Annotated in this window: 20 protein-coding genes; 12 read left to right on the forward strand and 8 right to left on the reverse strand. The window is 60.0% G+C overall.

All coding sequences use genetic code 11. The features are described 5' to 3' along the window. Positions 1–35: 35 nt before the first annotated feature. Positions 36–467, reverse strand: a complete 432-nt coding sequence (locus L9059_RS15460) for a PACE efflux transporter (RefSeq protein ID WP_247291873.1) — start codon at positions 465–467, stop codon at positions 36–38. Positions 468–594: 127 nt separating this feature from the next. Between L9059_RS15460 and L9059_RS15465 the strand changes: the two genes are divergently transcribed. Then, the gene (locus L9059_RS15465; protein WP_247291874.1) at positions 595–1470 is read left to right on the forward strand and encodes a LysR family transcriptional regulator; all 876 of its coding nucleotides are present in this window, start codon (positions 595–597) and stop codon (positions 1468–1470) included. A 21-nt stretch (positions 1471–1491) separates the two neighbouring features. On the opposite strand, the gene gntR is transcribed toward L9059_RS15465, so the two are convergent. After that, positions 1492–2523, reverse strand: a complete 1032-nt coding sequence (gene gntR, locus L9059_RS15470; RefSeq protein ID WP_247291875.1) for an HTH-type transcriptional regulator GntR — start codon at positions 2521–2523, stop codon at positions 1492–1494. A gap of 214 nt (positions 2524–2737) precedes the next feature. Here gntR and L9059_RS15475 point away from each other — a divergent pair, with 214 nt between their 5' ends. Together L9059_RS15475 and L9059_RS15480 are read left to right on the forward strand one after the other, a co-directional pair. Continuing rightward, a complete protein-coding gene (locus tag L9059_RS15475; protein ID WP_247291876.1) occupies positions 2738–3271 on the forward strand; it encodes a gluconokinase in 534 nt (177 codons plus the stop codon). 82 nt (positions 3272–3353) lie between these two features. Then, positions 3354–4706, forward strand: coding sequence for a GntP family permease (locus tag L9059_RS15480; protein ID WP_247291877.1), 1353 nt, complete (start codon positions 3354–3356; stop codon positions 4704–4706). A gap of 71 nt (positions 4707–4777) precedes the next feature. Here the strand turns inward: L9059_RS15480 and L9059_RS15485 are convergent, their stop codons facing one another. Together L9059_RS15485 and alaC are read right to left on the reverse strand one after the other, a co-directional pair. Next, a complete protein-coding gene (locus tag L9059_RS15485) occupies positions 4778–5548 on the reverse strand; it encodes an RHS repeat-associated core domain-containing protein (RefSeq protein WP_247291878.1) in 771 nt (256 codons plus the stop codon). Positions 5549–5683: 135 nt separating this feature from the next. Beyond that, positions 5684–6901 (reverse strand): alanine transaminase, encoded by a 1218-nt coding sequence (gene alaC, locus L9059_RS15490; RefSeq protein ID WP_247291879.1) that lies wholly within the window; start codon positions 6899–6901, stop codon positions 5684–5686. A 139-nt stretch (positions 6902–7040) separates the two neighbouring features. Here alaC and L9059_RS15495 point away from each other — a divergent pair, with 139 nt between their 5' ends. The 3 genes from L9059_RS15495 to L9059_RS15505 all read left to right on the forward strand — a co-directional run bounded on the left by L9059_RS15495 (position 7041) and on the right by L9059_RS15505 (position 8791). Continuing rightward, the gene (locus L9059_RS15495; RefSeq protein ID WP_247291880.1) at positions 7041–7703 is read left to right on the forward strand and encodes a LysE family translocator; all 663 of its coding nucleotides are present in this window, start codon (positions 7041–7043) and stop codon (positions 7701–7703) included. 68 nt (positions 7704–7771) lie between these two features. After that, positions 7772–8260 carry a GyrI-like domain-containing protein gene (locus L9059_RS15500; RefSeq protein ID WP_247291881.1) on the forward strand — a complete coding sequence of 163 codons (489 nt, stop codon included), beginning with the start codon at positions 7772–7774 and terminating at the stop codon, positions 8258–8260. A gap of 42 nt (positions 8261–8302) precedes the next feature. After that, a complete protein-coding gene (locus tag L9059_RS15505; protein WP_247291882.1) occupies positions 8303–8791 on the forward strand; it encodes a GNAT family N-acetyltransferase in 489 nt (162 codons plus the stop codon). Between the two features lie 159 nt (positions 8792–8950). On the opposite strand, the gene L9059_RS15515 is transcribed toward L9059_RS15505, so the two are convergent. Continuing rightward, positions 8951–9556, reverse strand: a complete 606-nt coding sequence (locus L9059_RS15515; RefSeq protein ID WP_247291883.1) for a pyridoxamine 5'-phosphate oxidase family protein — start codon at positions 9554–9556, stop codon at positions 8951–8953. Continuing rightward, entirely contained in the window at positions 9540–10052 is a 513-nt protein-coding gene (locus tag L9059_RS15520; RefSeq protein WP_247291884.1) for a GNAT family N-acetyltransferase, read from the reverse strand. The genes L9059_RS15515 and L9059_RS15520 overlap by 17 nt, the downstream gene beginning before the upstream one ends. Before the next feature lie 138 nt (positions 10053–10190). On the opposite strand from L9059_RS15520, the gene L9059_RS15525 reads away from it, so the two are divergent. The 4 genes from L9059_RS15525 to L9059_RS15540 all read left to right on the forward strand — a co-directional run bounded on the left by L9059_RS15525 (position 10191) and on the right by L9059_RS15540 (position 12793). Next, complete coding sequence (locus tag L9059_RS15525) at positions 10191–10616, forward strand: YybH family protein (RefSeq protein WP_247291885.1); 426 nt, start codon at positions 10191–10193, stop codon at positions 10614–10616. A 79-nt stretch (positions 10617–10695) separates the two neighbouring features. Continuing rightward, on the forward strand, positions 10696–11040 hold the full coding sequence (locus L9059_RS15530) for a YciI family protein (protein ID WP_247291886.1): 345 nt from the start codon (positions 10696–10698) through the stop codon (positions 11038–11040). 26 nt (positions 11041–11066) lie between these two features. Further along, positions 11067–11558: an SRPBCC family protein gene (locus tag L9059_RS15535; RefSeq protein ID WP_247291887.1), complete on the forward strand. Its 492-nt coding sequence runs from the start codon at positions 11067–11069 to the stop codon at positions 11556–11558. Then, complete coding sequence (locus L9059_RS15540) at positions 11558–12793, forward strand: RNA polymerase sigma factor (protein ID WP_247291888.1); 1236 nt, start codon at positions 11558–11560, stop codon at positions 12791–12793. Before L9059_RS15535 ends, L9059_RS15540 begins: the two co-directional genes overlap by 1 nt. Before the next feature lie 64 nt (positions 12794–12857). Here the strand turns inward: L9059_RS15540 and L9059_RS15545 are convergent, their stop codons facing one another. Further along, positions 12858–13547, reverse strand: a complete 690-nt coding sequence (locus tag L9059_RS15545; protein WP_247291889.1) for an SDR family oxidoreductase — start codon at positions 13545–13547, stop codon at positions 12858–12860. On the opposite strand from L9059_RS15545, the gene L9059_RS15550 reads away from it, so the two are divergent. Beyond that, entirely contained in the window at positions 13533–14375 is an 843-nt protein-coding gene (locus L9059_RS15550; protein ID WP_247291890.1) for a LysR family transcriptional regulator, read from the forward strand. The two genes, L9059_RS15545 and L9059_RS15550, sit on opposite strands and share 15 nt — an antisense overlap. A 62-nt stretch (positions 14376–14437) precedes the next feature. Here the strand turns inward: L9059_RS15550 and L9059_RS15555 are convergent, their stop codons facing one another. Further along, a complete protein-coding gene (locus tag L9059_RS15555) occupies positions 14438–15292 on the reverse strand; it encodes a LysR family transcriptional regulator (protein WP_247291891.1) in 855 nt (284 codons plus the stop codon). A gap of 89 nt (positions 15293–15381) precedes the next feature. Between L9059_RS15555 and L9059_RS15560 the strand changes: the two genes are divergently transcribed. Beyond that, positions 15382–15819, forward strand: coding sequence for a multidrug/biocide efflux PACE transporter (locus tag L9059_RS15560; protein ID WP_247291892.1), 438 nt, complete (start codon positions 15382–15384; stop codon positions 15817–15819). Positions 15820–16324: the final 505 nt, after the last annotated feature.

A 16324-nucleotide genomic window follows, 5' to 3' on the forward strand; every position in this document is an offset into this window, starting at 1 on the left:
TTCAGGAATCTGACAGGGTGTCGGCCGACTGGCAATCAGGCCGGGTCCGGTAGTGCAGACGCGGGCAAACCAAAGGTGCGATCAAACAGCCAGTTGAACGCGAACGTGTAGCAGGGGATGAAGACGATCAGCGCCACGTCCAGCAGGAAGGCTTGTACGAGGCTGATGTTCATCCACCAGGCTATCAACGGGATCAGAAACACTATCAAGGTTAGTTGAAATCCCACTGCATGGGCGATGCGTCGTATCACGGTGCGGGTACGCGAGACCTGACGGCTTTCCCAGCGCTCAAACAGCGAGGTGTAGATGAGATTCCAAGTCACGGCGATGGTGGTGATGATCACGGCCAAGGGGCCGGTGCTGCCGGGAGATGAGCCCGACAACAGCGCCAGACCCAGTGCCGAGAATGTCATTCCGATGATTTCATACAGCGACACGTAGACCAGCTTTCGTTTAACACCTTGCACGGATATAACCTCTTTGGAACGGATAAACGGCCAGGTTTGTTGAACAGACTGGCGGAGGCGGCGCAAGATAGCTTCAATGTTGATGACAGAAAAAGTCAGAAGCTTTCAGTTCTATTGATAGGTGAGCATGAATTTCAACAGCGACAGCATCGAACTGTTCCTTGCCGTCATCGAGCGCGGATCGTTTTCTGCTGCAGCCCGATTCCTGGGCAGGGTACCGTCGGCGGTCAGCATGGGCATCGCCAACCTGGAAGCCGAACTGGGTTACCCGTTGTTTGATCGCAGTCATCGCGAACCGGTACCCACCGCCATGGCCACTGCGCTGGTGCCCCATGCACGGCTGATCGCCGAGCAGCTCAAGCAGTTGCAGGTGCATGCCATCGAGCTGTCGTTGGGGCTGGAAAGCAAGTTGTCGATTGCAGTGGTGGCGGACATGGACAAGCGCGCGGTGCTGGCAGCGATCAAGGTCATTGCCCGGCGTTTTCCACTACTCGACGTCGAACTGCTCAGTGCGCCACAGGATGATGTGCTGGCCATGCTGCACAGCGGCCGGGTGAGTGTTTGCCTGGCGTTCGCCGGCTTGAGCATGAACGTGCTCGAGCGTTTCCAGTTCGTCGGTTCGGAACGGATGATTGCCACACTGGCGGCTGACTGCCCGTTGATACAGGGGCAAGATCTGTTTCTGGAGGACTTGGTGCACTTGCGCCAGATCATCGTCGCCAGCTGTGACCTGCCGATCAGTGAGACGCGGCCTTTGGTGGGCGAGTCCCATTGGCGTACCGACACCCTGGCGATGGCGCTCGATATGGTTGAAGCCGGACTGGGTTGGGGCAATTTCCCGCTGTCGGTGGTGCAGCCATTACTCGACGCTGGCCGGTTCAAGCGCCTGAACTTCCGCAATATCGAGAATGGCCTGGTGCTGCCGGTGCATGCGGTGTGGCTCAAAAGCCAGCCGCTGCAGAAGGGGGCATTGGCGTTTGTGGAGCACATGGCCAACAACTGATCGTGCAGTAGCTGCTGGCGATTACGTGCTCTCGCGCACCTTCAGCTCAAACCCCATATCCAGCACCGGCTTGGCTACGGTATTGCCGGCCAGCAAGGTCAGCATCAACTCCGCCGAACGACGGCCTATGGCCTCTCGCGGAGTACTGATGCTGCTCAGGCGCGGCACCATGTGCGCGGAGGCCGGCAGGTCATTGAAACCCAGGATAGCCACCTGTTCCGGGACCTTGATCCCGAACCGCATGGCTTCCAGCAACGCACCCTGGGCCAGGTCGTCGTTGCCGAAAAAAATTGCGTCGACGTCGGGATGACTGGCCAGCAACTGCATGAACAACTCTCCACCGAGGCCGACGGAAGACGCGCGCGGAGTCAGGACCTCCAGATCCGGATCGTACAGCCCGGCCTGTTGCAGCGCCTTGCGAAAACCTTCGCCGCGCAACAGGGTGCGCTGGTCCAGCTGGGCGCCGATGTAGGCCAGGCGCTTGCGACCACGGGAAAGCAAATGCTGCGCCGCCGTCTCACCCGCTGCCAGCTGCGAAAAGCCCACGCAGTTCACCCCGGCGGCGCTGTCCAGTTCCATCATGTACACACACGGGATGTTGCTGGCCTCGATCATGCGTCGCGAGCTTTCAGTCCGGTCGAAACCGGTCAGCAGCAAGCCCCTGGGCTGATAGGCCATGTAGTTGCGCAGCAGGTTTTCTTCTTCGTCGCGCGAGTAATGGAAGTTACCGATCAGCACTTCGAAGCCCTTGGGACGCAAAACCTGATGAATGGCTTCCAGGGTTTCAATGAACAGCAGGTTGGACAGCGACGGTACCAGCACCACTACGGAATGGCCCTGTGCAGAGGCGAGGGCACGGGCGGCGGGGTTGACTACGTAGTTGAGTTCCAGCGCCGCCTTCTGCACTTTCTCCACCAGATCGGTGGCCACTGTACTGACCCCGCGCAGGGCGCGGGAAGCGGTAATCGGGCTGACACCGGCCAGGCGCGCCACTTCGTTGAGAGTAGGGCGGCCAGTGGTACGCGTATTTTTATCGTTTTTAGGTGAGATCATCGGACGGCTTGCCAAACAAAATTCGAGGCACTAAGGTAGCGCTGTCCCGAAGCAGCTGCAAATGCGTAAGCGAGTTTTGCCTGAACCTCGCTTTTCGGCGTTGGGTACGAAATGTTGCAACCCACAAAAATGACAAGAAGGCGTCGGCAACTTCTGCTTTTGATCCGGTGTCAAAGCTGACAAAGGTAGCGCTGTCTGCGTGCTGAGGTGTTACATGAATCATCCCATCACCGCCCTGGTCATCATGGGCGTAGCCGGTTGCGGCAAAACCTGCGTCAGCGAAGCCTTGTGCCAGCTCAGTGGCGCAACCGCCATAGAAGGCGACACCTTCCATCCTGCTGCCAACATCGAAAAGATGAGCGCAGGCATCCCCCTCAATGATCAAGACCGTGCCGGCTGGCTCGACAGCCTGTGCGATGAACTGCGCCGCGTCGACGCTCAGGGCCAACGCCCGGTGCTGACCTGCTCGGCCCTCAAGCACAGCTACCGCGAAGTATTGCGCGGCGCGTTGCCGGGTCTGGGTTTTGTATTTCTCGAATTGACCCCTGAAGTGGCCGCCGAGCGCGTGTCGCACCGGCCCGGCCATTTCATGCCTTCGACCCTGATCGACAGCCAGTTCGCCACACTCGAGTCGCCCAAGGGCGAACCGCTGACCCTGGCGCTGGACGCCTCCAGTCATTCCGTCAACGAGCTGGCCGTTCAAGCACACCGCTGGTGGCTCGAACATGGCCTGAAACTCGCCGTATGAGTTTTGTGCGAAAAGATAGCGCTGTCCTGATGGCCTGCGATTTACCCGCTTTAATAACAACAACAACCAGGAGACACCCCTAATGTTTGGCATGTCCCACGAGACGTTCCTGCTGCTTGATGCAGTGGTCACGGTGATCGGGCTTATCGTCCTGATCACCAAGTTCAAATTCCACCCGTTCATTGCCCTGATCATCGCCGCCGCATTTCTCGGCCTGACCTCGGGCATGCCGATCGGCACCATCATCAAGGCATTCCAGGACGGCTTCGGCGGGGTGCTGGGTTTTGTCGGGATCATCCTGGCACTGGGGACCATGCTCGGCAAAATGATGGCCGAATCCGGCGGGGCAGACCAGATCGCCCAGACCCTGATTCGCGCATTCGGCAAGGACAAGGTGCAGTGGGCCATGATGTTCGCGGCCTTCCTGGTCGGCATCCCGCTGTTCTTCGAAATCGGCTTCGTACTCCTGATCCCGCTGGTGTTCATCGTTGCGCGGCGTACCGGTGTGTCGATCATCAAGATCGGCATCCCGCTGCTGGCCGGCCTGTCGGCAGTGCACGGCCTGGTGCCACCGCATCCGGGTCCATTGCTGGCGATCGGCGTGTTCGGTGCCGACATTGGCAAGACTATCCTGTACGGGCTGATCGTGGCGCTGCCAACCGCCATCATTGCTGGGCCGATCTACGGTACTTTCATATCCAAATACATTCCCGGCCATCCCAATCAGGAGCTGGTGGATCAACTGGCGCGCGAGCCGGACGCTAAAGAACTGCCCAGCTTCAGCATTACCTTGATCACCGTGTTACTGCCGGTGTTCCTGATGCTGCTCAAGACCTTCGCCGATGTTGCGCTGGCGGACGGCAATTTCTTCCGCTCCTTCATGGACCTGATTGGTCACCCGATCTCGGCGCTGTTGCTGGCGTTGCTGCTGTCGCTGTACACCTTCGGCCACCGGCAGGGCATCGGCTCCAACCAGATTCTCAAATTGCTCGACTCCAGCCTGGCGCCGACGGCCGCGATCATTCTGATTATTGGTGCCGGTGGTGGCTTCAAGCAGATGCTGGTGACCAGCGGGGTGGGTGACGTTATCGGCCACATGGCCGTCAACGCGCAGATCTCGCCGATTTTGCTGGCCTGGCTGGTAGCTGCCGTGATCCGTATTGCGACTGGTTCGGCCACGGTGGCGACCATCACCGGTGCAGGCATCGTGGTACCGGTGGTAGGGATGATTCCGGGTGTGAACCGTGAGCTGCTGGTATTGGCCACTGGTGCTGGTTCGTTGATCCTGTCCCACGTTAACGACGCCGGTTTCTGGCTGGTGAAGCAGTACTTCAACATGACTGTGGCAGAAACCTTCAAAACCTGGACCGCGATGGAAACCATCCTGTCGGTGGTGGGGTTGGGCTTTATTCTGCTGCTGTCGATGTTCGTGTAAGCGATTGGCAGGCGCAAAAAAACCGCAGCGATGCGGTTTTTTTGTGGGTGTTCGGGGGGTGAATCAACTTCTTATCCACGGCGGATGCGGGAGGCGTCGTTGGCACTGGAAGTTGAAGGAACTTGATGTCTGCCGGATTCAACGCCCTTGATAGTTAGGCCATCCCGCGTCCTCATTTTTGTGTATGCGTTTTGATTACGTTGACCATAGTTGCCTGCCAGAACGAAACCAGGGGCACCTGCGCCGCTATCAGGCGGCTGGTTATTAACGCTCGTCTGTAAAGGTAAGCCAGGTGCCGAATGGGGGTGACTGTCTTTCTTCGAGCGCGCGCCGCGTGCTCGACGACCTCCTGTTTTCTGTTGGGTTAGGCGAGGGCTGTCGGCATTGGCGAAGAGTTGATCAACCACGCGACCCACTGCGGTCTTGAAACCACTGTCCTTAACGGTTTGGACTGATTTCGTTTTGCTCACCACTCCACCTGCCTGGCCCACTCCCGAAAAAAGCTCATTCAAAGTGGCGAATACGCTAAACCAACCTTGGCCACTCGGATCCGCCCGCATCATCGGCTCGCCACCACAATACAGATAAGCGTTCAGCCCTCCCTTGCCAAACGGGCTGAACCTGTCTGAGCTGTGGAATCGCATCAATCTCGGGTTATAGGCGCGATATCCATTACCCAGAATGTACCCATCAAGTCCAGCCTCACGCAGTTCGCCAGTAAATCCAAGCCCGGTCATGGACACCTGTTTGCAGGATCGCTGGCCGTAGGCAGAGTAGGCGAAGAGATTGGTTCTACCGCTGGCGATTTCAGCAAGTACCGACTGTTTGTGGTCGGTGACCAATAGCGAGCTACTGCGATGAGTGAACGTATTTGCTGGGGGGCATGGGCAGGTCCGATAAAACCACGGGGCAGCAGGCATCATTTCATAGTGCCCCTGCTCCGTGAACTATCAGAACTGCCAGGTCCTGAGGGTGTGTTAGCTGTTGGTTTTGCTGGTCAGCCCATCCGCGCGGAACATCCCGCGAATCCCGCGGACAGCCTGGCGGATTCGGTCCTGGTTTTCGATCAGGGCGAACCGCACATGATCATCGCCGTATTCGCCGAACCCCACGCCCGGCGAGACGCAGACCTTGGCTTCGGCCAGCAACTTCTTGGCGAACTCCAGCGAGCCCAGATGCGCGTAAGCCTCGGGAATCTTGGCCCAGACGTACATCGCCGCTTTCGGGTTTTCCACCATCCAGCCCAGTTCATGCAGGCCTTTTACCAGCACATTACGCCGCTGCCGGTACTGCTCGGCGATGTCCTTGACGCACTGCTGATCCCCCTCAAGCGCGGCGATGGCCGCCACTTGCAGCGGGGTGAAGGTGCCGTAGTCGTGGTAGCTCTTGATCCGTGCCAGGGCATTGACCAGTTCCGAGTTGCCGACCATGAACCCGATGCGCCACCCGGCCATGTTGTAGCTCTTGGACAGGGTGAAAAACTCCACCGCAATGTCCTTGGCACCTGGCACCTGCATGATCGACGGGGCTTTCCAGCCGTCGTAGACGATGTCCGCGTAAGCCAGGTCGTGCACCACCAGCACGTCGTACTGCTTGGCGAGGGCGATTACCCGCTCGAAGAAATCCAGTTCCACGCACTGGGCCGTGGGATTGGACGGGAAACCGAGAATCATCATCTTCGGCTTGGGAATCGAGCCGCGAATCGCCCGTTCCAGCTCGGCGAAGAAGTCCACGCCGGGAATCAGTGGCACCGACCGCACCTGGGCGCCGGCTATCACGGCACCGTAGATGTGAATTGGGTAGCTGGGGTTAGGCACCAGCACGGTGTCGCCCTGATCCAGCGTGGCCAGCATCAGGTGCGCCAGGCCTTCCTTGGAGCCAATGGTGACAATGGCTTCGGTTTCCGGGTCGATGTCGACCTGATAGCGATCCTTGTACCAGTTGGAAATCGCCCGGCGCAGGCGCGGTATGCCCTTGGACGTGGAGTAACCGTGGGTGTCTTCGCGCTGGGCGACGGTGACCAGTTTCTCGACAATGTGCGGCGGCGTCGGGCCGTCGGGGTTGCCCATGCTCAAGTCGATAATGTCTTCGCCACGACGCCGGGCGGCCATTTTCAGCTCGGCGGTGATGTTGAAAACATAAGGGGGGAGTCGATCTATGCGCGCAAAGCGGCGCGGCGAACCTTGTTCGGCCATTGTTGCCTCGGATAACGTAAGCGCCCGGAACCGTCCGAGCGACGCTGGCCACTGCGGTGGCCTGTGGCGGAATGTAAGGGCAGCTATGGCAGACTGTCCAGTGGCTTTGTAAACAAAATTTTCCGAAGGAAACCGTTAGATGGAATTCACCAGTGGCTTCTTGCTGAGCCTTTCTCTGTGCCTGGACATTGGCGTGGCCAATATCGCGATGATCACCCTGGCGATGCAACGCGGCTATTTCCAGGGTTTTGCCCTGGGTTTGGGGACCTGCGTCGGCGACCTGATCTACGCCGTGCTGGCACTGGCGGGCATGACGGTTTTGCTGCAATACGAAACCGTGCGCTGGGTGTTGTGGATCGGTGGCTCGGCGCTGCTGGTGTACTTCGCGGCGAAGATGATCTATTCGGCCATTCACCACGAAGCAGTGCTGGCGCAAACTGCCGAGGTGGGGCAGAACTCCCATCGCAAGGAGTTCTTGCGCGGGATCTTCCTGGCCATGTCGTCGCCCAGCGCCATCCTCTGGTTCGCCGCAGTGGGCGGCACCTTGATTGCGCGCTCGGGGGCCGGTGGCCCGCTGGGGTCGGCCTTGTTCCTGGTTGGTTTCTTCTGCGCCGGGTTGTTGTGGAGCGGCGGCCTGTGCTTCGCTGCGAGTCATGGCGGCAAGCTGCTGGGCGATAAGCTGTTGCGCTATTCCTATATGGCTTCTGCAGCGATCTTCTGCTATTTCGCGGTCTATGTGGTTCTATCCGGCTATAACGAGTTTTTCGGTGGCGCAGCCGTCGAGCAGTTGCACACACTGTAATTTGGCGAATCGGGTTTGGCTTCTATACTGCCAGCCGAACCCATTTTTTACATTCCAGGAGTCGAGTCATGGACGAGCAAAAAACCGTGGAAGTGACTGAGCCTCGCCTCGAGCATGGCCACTTCCTGTTAATTGCAGGGCTTGGCGGACGATTCACCCAGGAGACCACCGCGGGTATCCCCGATCTGTGGGAAAAATTCATCCCCGAGATCGGCAATATTCCCGGTCAGCAGGGCGAAGTGACCTACGGTATCTGCTGCAATCCCGATGGCAAGGGCGGCTTCGAATACATTGCCGGCGTCGAGATCAGCAAGCTCGATGACCTGCCCGAGAAATACCGCTGGGTCGAGGTTCAGCCCCAGCAATACGCAGTGTTCGAGCACAAAGGCGCGCTGGACAGGTTGCCCCAGACTTTCCAGTACATCTGGAAAACCTGGCTACCACAATCCGGTCGCGAGGCTGCGGACGCGCCGGAATTCGAGCGCTACAGCGCAGACTTCAACCCGACACTGAACACCGGCGTGCTGGAAATCTGGCTGCCGCTCAAGCCGGAATAATCTATGATCGCCGACCTTTTTCATCGCTGACATCGAGTTGCCATGACCCCTGTTATCCGCCTCGTCACGCCTGCAGACCTGGATCGCTGCTATGCCATTGAGACCGTCGCTTACGAAGGCGATGAAGCCGCGACCCGGGAAAAGATCGCGACACGCATTGCCACCTGGCCTGAGGGTTTCATCGTCGCCGAAGGCGACGGTGTGGTAGCCGGTTTCATCAATTCCGGTGCGGCGTTTGAAGTGGAGATGTCGGACGAGGCCTTCAAGGAATTGATCGGCCACGATCCGGCAGGGCCCAACGTGGTGATCATGTCGGTGGTGGTGCACCCGGATTATCAGGGGCAGGGCTTGGCGAAAGTGTTGTTGGGCGAGTTCATCGAACGGATGCGCGCTATGGGCAAGGCGAGCATCCATCTGATGTGCAAGAAGCGGCATGTCCCGCTGTATGCCGGTTTCGGTTTTGCCTACATCAAGCCATCGGCGTCGGATCATGGCGGGATGGCGTGGCATGAGATGATCCTGACCCTGTAGCGCGATTCCCGTGTGGGAGCGGGCACCTGGCACCCCGCCGCCTGTAGGAGCGAGCTTGCTCGCGATGGACGTCAACGATCACGCTGGGCACCTGACACCCCGCGGCGTCCTCAGGTTTTTCGCGAGCAAGCTCGCTCCTACAGGGATTCGGTACGGCATTCAGTAGAGCGTATCCTTCACCCGCGCTGGTGCGTCCCGGTCATACGACTCCGCATCAAACGCCCCATCATTCAACCGCTTGTGAAACGCTCCCGCCGTCGGCAGTGCCGAGCGATCCAGGTAGTTCTCCGGGTTCCACAGGTCCGAGCGCACCATCGCCTTCGAGCAATGGAAATACGCCGCGTCCACGGTCACCAGCATCACTGTACGCGCCGCCTTGCCGTTGACCGCAAAACTCTCCAGCAACTGCGGTTCGGCGCTGATTTGCGCCGTGCCGTTGACCCGCAGTGTCTCGCCGATCCCCGGAATGATGAACAGCAGCGACACCCTCGAATCCAGCACCACATTGCGCAACGTGTCGATGCGGTTATTGCCGGGGCGGTCGGGGATGGCCAGGGTCTGCGAATCGATGATGCGCACAAAACCGGGCGTGTCGCCCCGCGGCGAGCCGTCCATGCCGTCGGGGCCTACCGAGCTAATGATCACTAGCGGCGAAGCGCGGACCATCGCCTGGTAGTCCTCGTTGAGGAAGGGGATCTGCTTGCGCACGGCGCGGTCGTGGGGGAGGCCGTACAGGGCTTCCAATTCTTCAATGCTGTTGAGCATGACCCAACTCCTCAAATACCAGGCCCATGCGCCGTTCGTAGCCGATCCGGCCTCGATAAGCTTCGCCGCTGTCGACCCAGCCGAACTTCCCGTACAGCGCGATCGCCGCCGTATTGTCGGCGTCCACCGACAGTTCCAGCCCCCTGATCTCCGGCCAGGCCTGGCGCGCCACTTCGGGCAGCGCTTGCAGGCAAGCCTTGCCGTAGCCCTTGCCTTGAGCCCTTTGATCGACCTGCAGCGCATGCAAAGTGGCGCTGTGTTCATTGGCCCAGGCAGGCAGCACCGGCGGGCGTTTGAGCAGCAGGAAGGCGACGGGAACTCCGTCGACCAGCAGGGCAAATCCCTTGACCCCTGGGCCCGGCTTGGACAGCAGGGTATGCAGCGCGCCGTGGATATCGCCGCAGAACGGGATCTGCTGCGGATGAACTTCAATGGCCTCGACCTGCTGGCGCTGGAGCGTCGTCAGGCTTTCATAAGGCACGAGTTGGGCTGTCACTGGAGAGTCCTTGTTCCAACAGAAATGGTTCCCGGATTCTAGCGATTTTGCATGCAGGGTTTATTTTTATTTGGACTGTCGATTTGGCATTCCACCAGACGACTAAGGGTGTCTACACAACAACCACGGAGAACGCTCATGACTGCGACCACCGAAATCCAGGCCCTGATCGATACTTACCGCCAAGCGGTGATCGGCAAGGATGTCGAGAAAATCATGGCCCTGTATGCCGACGACGTCGTCTCCTACGATGCGGTCAAGGCCCTGCAATTTCGCGGCAAGGCCGCCTACCGCGCACATTGGCTGGAGTGCATGGAAATGTGCCAGGGCCCGCACACCTTCGACTTTGACCACGTCAACATCGTCGCCGACGAGCACATCGCTTTTGCCCACTGGCTGACCCATTGCGGCGGTGCCAACGAGAAGGGCGAGACCCAGGCCTGCTGGATGCGCGTCACCGCCTGCTACCGTCGCGACGCAGGTCAGTGGCGCATCGTGCATGAACACTGGTCAGCTCCGTTCGACATGGCGAGCGGCTCCGTGCTGTTCGATCTGCAGCCCTGATCTGCGGGCTGGTCGTCGGGAAAGGGCGCCAGGGCGCCAAACTGAGCCATAGTTGATCCGTGCGATCCGGGAGTGTGCCATGAAGTATTTATGCCTGGTCTACAGCAACGAACATGAACTGCATTCGCTGCCAGAGAGCCCCAAAGACGAAGAGTGCATGGCCTATGCCGAGTCGATCCAGGGCAGCGGTCGGATGATCGCGGCCGAGGCGCTGGAGTCGGTCCAGACCGCCACCACCGTGCGCATGCGCAATGGCAAGGTGTCAATTACCGACGGTCCGTTTGCCGAGACCAAGGAGCAGTTGGCCGGCTTCTACCTGATTGATGCCCGGGACCTTAATGAAGCCTTGCAGGTCGCCGGGAATATCCCGGCGGCCCGGGTGGGCTGTGTCGAGGTGCGTCCCGTTCGCCAGTTGAATCCCTGAATAACAATCACAACAGGAGATTTTTCATGAGTCCGCATGCCCTTCAACAGACCCCTGCTGCTTTCGAGTTATCCATCAGCCGCCTGATCGATGCGCCGCGGCGCAAAATTTTTCGCGCCTGGACCGAGCCGGCCTTGCTCTCCCAGTGGTGGGGGCCCCACGGAATGACCACGCCTGAATGCGAAATGGACCTGTGGGTGGGCGGGCAATTTCGCACCCTGATGCGCGCACCGGATGGAACCGAATACCCGACCCTGGGGGTGTTCCTGGAAATCGTCGCGCCCGAGCGGCTGGTGTTTACCGATGCGTTTGTTCCTGGCTGGATTCCGTCGGGAAAACCGTTCATGTCGGCGCAGGTGACGCTCGAAGAACGTGAAGGCAAGACGCTGTACACGGCGCGGGCGATGCATTGGTCGGAAGCAGACCGCCAGGCTCACGAATCCATGGGCTTTCATGATGGTTGGGGGCAGAGCCTGGATCGATTGGTCACGCTGGTGACCGAAGGCATGCCGGACTGATGCCTGGCACTGCTGTCAGTGCTCGGGTCGAGCAGGTTTACCGTGAAGATTCGCGGCGAATCCTGGCGACGTTGATTCGCCTGCTCGGTGATTTCGACCTGGCTGAAGAGGCGCTGCATGAAGCATTCTTCGTCGCAGTCGAACGCTGGCAACGGGACGGTGTGCCGGCGAATCCGCGGACCTGGCTGGTGTCCACTGGGCGCTTCAAGGCCATCGACGTGTTGCGTCGGCGTGCCCGTTTCAACGCCTCTCGCCCGCTATTGATCGCGCAACTGGAGGAACTGGAGCAGGCCGACTGGAGTGGCGAGGAAGTGGAAGACGATCGCCTGCGGCTGATTTTTACCTGCTGTCACCCAGCACTGGCGGCCGACGCCCAGGTGCCGCTGACGCTGCGAGAAGTCTGCGACCTGACCACCGAAGAAATCGCCCGGGCATTCCTCGCTGCACCCGCCACCATCGCCCAGCGGATCGTTCGGGCCAAGGCGAAGATTCGCGATGCAAAAATCCCTTACCAAGTGCCGACGCTGACGGAATTACCCGAGCGCCTCGACAGCGTGTTGCGGGTGATTTACCTGGTGTTCAACGAAGGATACTCGGCGTCCGTCGGAGTCGAATTGACCCGTGAGGATCTGACTTGCGAAGCCATTCGCCTGGGTCGTCTGTTGATGGAGCTGCTGCCGGAGCCGGAAGTAATGGGGTTGTTGGCGCTGATGCTGCTGCACGAATCCCGCCGCCCGGCACGAACCTGCGCCGATGGCGAGTTGATTGTGCTGGACGAGCAGGACCGCGGGCTGTGGGATGCCGGACTGATCGCCGAAGGCTGCGGGTTAATCGAGCGTGCTTTGTCCGGCGGACGCTTCGGACCTTACTGCCTGCAAGCGGCGATTGCGGCGGTGCACGCCGAGGCGTCGATTGCGCAGGAAACGGATTGGCCGCAGATTGTGGGTTTGTATGACGTGTTGCTGCGGGCGGTGCCGTCACCGGTGGTTGAACTCAATCGTGCGGCGGCGTTGGCACGACGTGATGGGCCATTGGTGGGGTTGACGCTGGTCGACGGGATTCTGCAGCGTGGCGAATTGCTCGATTACCATCTGGCGCATTCGGCCCGGGCCGAGTTCTGCCGGCAGTTGGGCCGGGTGGAAGAGGCTCGGGCGGCGTATGGGCGAGCGCTGGAATTGACGCAGCAGGTGCCGGAACGGCGGTTTCTGGAGGGGCGGTTGCGCGGGTTGGATTAGCGGTTTTTTCGAGGACACCATCGCGGGTAAGCCGGCAATGGTGATCAAGCTCCTGCAAAAGATGTCAGGCCTGCTGCCGCGTTGCGGCCAATACAATCTCCCGAATGCACACGTTCTGCGGCTGTTGATAGGCATACCCGATCGCCGCCGCGACATCGTCAGCGTTCAGTACCGTGCCGCCCATTTCCTGTTTCCACGCCTGGTAGCTACTTTTGATCGCTTCATCGGTAGTGTGCCCGAGCAACTCGGTTTCTACGGCGCCCGGTGCAATGGTGATGACTCGAACCTTGTGCGCAGAGAGCTCTTCGCGCAGGTTTTCCGACAAACCATGCACGGCGAATTTGCTGCCGACATAGGCAACGTGTCGGGGGAAGGTTTTGCGCTCGGCCACCGAGCTGATGTTGATGATGGTCCCTTGCTTACGCTCGACCATCCCGGTCACTACAGCGTGCAGGCCGTTGAGCAAACCCTTCACGTTGACGTCGAACATCTGGTCCCACTGCGCCGGGTCCTGTTTGGACATTTCACCCAGCAGCATAACCCCGGCGTTGTTGATCAATAGATCCGCCGGGCCGAACTGGCCCTGAGCCTCACTCACCGCCGCGAGCAATGCCGCGCGATCGGTGATGTCGACCTGGCGACTGAGCGTATTGGGCAGTTGCAGTGCCTGCAGGCGGTCTATTCGACGCGCCAGCAACAAGAGAGGGTGGCCAGCGGCGCTCAGCAATCGGAATTTCCTATGGATATTCGTCACCTTAAAGCGTTCCTCGCCGTGTTCGAGGAGCGCAACATCACGGGCGCCGCGCAACGGTTGTTCGTCAGCCAGCCGACGTTATCGGTGACCATCAAGCAGCTGGAAAAGGAGCTGGGTGCCACGCTGTTTGCGCGCCAGCCCCGTGGCGTCGAGGTCAGCGATGAAGCGCGGGTACTGTATCCCCAGGCTCGGCGCATGGTGGCAGAAGCCGAGGCGTTGAGCCGATTGCTCCGCAGTCGCCAGGACCATGCGCCGTTGACGCTGGGTATTGAAGGTGATGTCGCCGACAGCCAGGTCGAAGCGTTTGTGCGCATGGCGCATCAAGCATTGTCCCATTTGCTCCTGACCCTGGAAGAGGGTTGTCAGGGCGATGGCCGGCTGGCGGTGGAGGAGATGTGTTGCAAGGATGAATTATTCCTGCAGTTATGGGACGAGTCTTACGTGTTGGCCTTGCCGGTGGAGCATCCGATGGCGGGCGCGGAGGCGGGCGAGGTCTGGACGCCGATTGACGACGGGATAACGTGTCCGCAGCATCCCTCCCATCAGCGTTTGATGGCGCTGTACGGGCGCTCGCCGGAAGCGGTGGCCGGGCACGCCGGTTCCTTGAAGCAGGCGCTGCACATGGTCGCGGCGGGGATCGGGGTAGCCATGTTGCCGCAGTCATTGGTGAGTGGTAATGACCGAGTTGTCACCCGTGCACTGCCCCTGCCGGCCCCTACTCGACGAGTAGGGCTGTGTTACGCCGCGCAAGCGCTGGAGTTGCTGACCATGCGCGGTTTGCATGAGTATTTTCAAAGCCATCGGCCGTTGACCGTCGAAGCTGCGTGAGTCACCTAGCCTCATAAAGGGCCGCCGCGTTAGCCAGCAGCTACAAGGGTGGCGTCGTTTGCTTATTCGAGCATCTTACCCAACAGCCAGCTTCCCGCCGGCCCCGGCGGATGCAGCCGCGACCACAGCGCATCAACGAACAACGGTTTCGGCCAGCCGCGCACCTGCAATTCCACCAATTCTCCCGCCCCAAACCGTGCCACCAGCCAGCGCGGCAATGGCGCCCAGCCGAAGCCCCCTTGGGCCATTTCCAGCAGCATCAGGTAGCTTGGCGCCGACCACACGCGACCCCTGGCCCGGTTTTCATAGGGATTGACGATGGTCGCCAGACGCAGTTCACGGTGCTGCTGGAGGCTGTCCTGATCGATCGCGGTGAGCTTCGCCAACGGATGTTTGCGTGAGACGAACAGAGCGATTTCCGTTTGCTCCTCGACTGTCGAACTGACCAGGTCTGGCGGGTAGCTGTCTTGCATCTCCGCAAACGCCACATGCGCCCGACCCCGCTGAACCAGTGCCACCAGATCATCGCATTCGGCAATCAGGCACTCCAGCTCGAGATCCGGATAGCGCTGCTCAAAAGCGCTCAGCGCCGCCTCGAACCGGTCGGATTGGTAAGTGTCGGAAATGGCCACGGTGAGCTTCGCCTCAACACCTTGTGACAGCTGACTGGCGGTCATTTCCAGGCGAGTGGTAGCTGCCAGGATCTCTTCGGCCCGTTGCAGCATCACATGCCCGGCCGGTGTCAGGCTGGGTTTGCGGCTGCTGCGATCGAACAGTATCAGGTTCAGGTCAATTTCCAGGCTGGCCACAGCGGCGCTGATGGTCGACTGGCTGCGCCCGAGTTTGCGCGCCGCGGCGGAAAACGAGCCTTGAGTAGCGGCCTGCACAAACGCCAGCAACACTTCGTGGGATGCCATGAACTATCGCCTTGATCGATGGTTATTGGTTATGAAGTATCGGGGTTGTGGTGGATCATGGCAACCACAGTCACTTGAGGAGTCAGGTCATGGGCACCGACAAATCCATCACAGAACGTGTATTTCAGGCCGTCGGTTTCGAACTGCTGGCGATTGTCATCTGTACCCCGTTGCTAGCGTGGGTCATGGATAAACCGATGCTCGACATGGGCGTCGTCACCATGGCCATCGCGGCCCTGGCGCTGGCCTGGAACGTGCTGTTCAACGGCTTGTTTGATCGTCTGCTGAAGCGTCTCGCCATGGCGCGCACCGCCTGGGTTCGGGTGGTGCATGCGCTGTTGTTCGAAGGTGGGCTGGTGGCGCTGGGTGTGCCGTTGATTGCCTGGTGGCTGGATATCAGCCTGTGGCAGGCTTTTGTGCTGGATATTGGCGTGCTGCTGTTCTTCCTGCCATACACCTACGTTTATCACTGGGTGTACGACGTAGTTCGCGAGCGCCTGCTGCTACGCCAACCTTGCCCTCGCTAGGGGGGGCGCTTGTAATCCTGGCGCTTGCGAAAGGCCCGGTGTCTGGTGGTCACGGTGAAGGTGACCACTACATGCTGGATCTCCCGTAGAAGTGCGCCGCAGAATTTTCGAGCGGTCGTCGTTCCTGTGGCGAGGGAGCTTGCTCCCGCTGGGCAGCGAAGCGGCCCCGAAAGCTGCCACCGCGTTCATCCGGTGTACCGCGTGCTCTGGTGTGGCGACTGCTTCGCAGCCGAGCGGGAGCAAGCTCCCTCGCCACGGGTTTGCGTTTGATAATCCTGGCGCTTGCGAAAGGCCCGGTGTCTGGTGGTCACGGTGGAGGTGACGATTACAGGCTGGATATCCCGTAGGAGTTCGCCGCAGAATTTTCGAGCGGTCGCCGTTCCTGTGGCGAGGGAGCTTGCTCCCGCTGGGCAGCGAAGCGGCCCCGAAAGCTGCCACCGCGTTCATCCGGTGTACCGCGTGCTCTGGTGTGGCGACTGCTTCGCAGCCGAGCGGGAGCAAGCTC

It is taken from the genome of Pseudomonas violetae (assembly GCF_023072615.1).
Lineage (GTDB): Bacteria > Pseudomonadota > Gammaproteobacteria > Pseudomonadales > Pseudomonadaceae > Aquipseudomonas > Aquipseudomonas violetae.

Excerpts from the sequence above, each read along its gene's own strand:
- L9059_RS15465 (WP_247291874.1), top strand. The coding sequence starts at position 595 with ATGAATTTCAACAGCGACAGCATCGAACTGTTCCTTGCCGTCATCGAG.
- gntR (WP_247291875.1), bottom strand. The coding sequence starts at position 2,523 with ATGATCTCACCTAAAAACGATAAAAATACGCGTACCACTGGCCGCCCT.
- L9059_RS15475 (WP_247291876.1), top strand. The coding sequence starts at position 2,738 with ATGAATCATCCCATCACCGCCCTGGTCATCATGGGCGTAGCCGGTTGC.
- L9059_RS15480 (WP_247291877.1), top strand. The coding sequence starts at position 3,354 with ATGTTTGGCATGTCCCACGAGACGTTCCTGCTGCTTGATGCAGTGGTC.
- alaC (WP_247291879.1), bottom strand. The coding sequence starts at position 6,901 with ATGGCCGAACAAGGTTCGCCGCGCCGCTTTGCGCGCATAGATCGACTC.
- L9059_RS15495 (WP_247291880.1), top strand. The coding sequence starts at position 7,041 with ATGGAATTCACCAGTGGCTTCTTGCTGAGCCTTTCTCTGTGCCTGGAC.
- L9059_RS15500 (WP_247291881.1), top strand. The coding sequence starts at position 7,772 with ATGGACGAGCAAAAAACCGTGGAAGTGACTGAGCCTCGCCTCGAGCAT.
- L9059_RS15505 (WP_247291882.1), top strand. The coding sequence starts at position 8,303 with ATGACCCCTGTTATCCGCCTCGTCACGCCTGCAGACCTGGATCGCTGC.
- L9059_RS15515 (WP_247291883.1), bottom strand. The coding sequence starts at position 9,556 with ATGCTCAACAGCATTGAAGAATTGGAAGCCCTGTACGGCCTCCCCCAC.
- L9059_RS15525 (WP_247291885.1), top strand. The coding sequence starts at position 10,191 with ATGACTGCGACCACCGAAATCCAGGCCCTGATCGATACTTACCGCCAA.
- L9059_RS15530 (WP_247291886.1), top strand. The coding sequence starts at position 10,696 with ATGAAGTATTTATGCCTGGTCTACAGCAACGAACATGAACTGCATTCG.
- L9059_RS15535 (WP_247291887.1), top strand. The coding sequence starts at position 11,067 with ATGAGTCCGCATGCCCTTCAACAGACCCCTGCTGCTTTCGAGTTATCC.
- L9059_RS15540 (WP_247291888.1), top strand. The coding sequence starts at position 11,558 with ATGCCTGGCACTGCTGTCAGTGCTCGGGTCGAGCAGGTTTACCGTGAA.
- L9059_RS15550 (WP_247291890.1), top strand. The coding sequence starts at position 13,533 with ATGGATATTCGTCACCTTAAAGCGTTCCTCGCCGTGTTCGAGGAGCGC.
- L9059_RS15555 (WP_247291891.1), bottom strand. The coding sequence starts at position 15,292 with ATGGCATCCCACGAAGTGTTGCTGGCGTTTGTGCAGGCCGCTACTCAA.
- L9059_RS15560 (WP_247291892.1), top strand. The coding sequence starts at position 15,382 with ATGGGCACCGACAAATCCATCACAGAACGTGTATTTCAGGCCGTCGGT.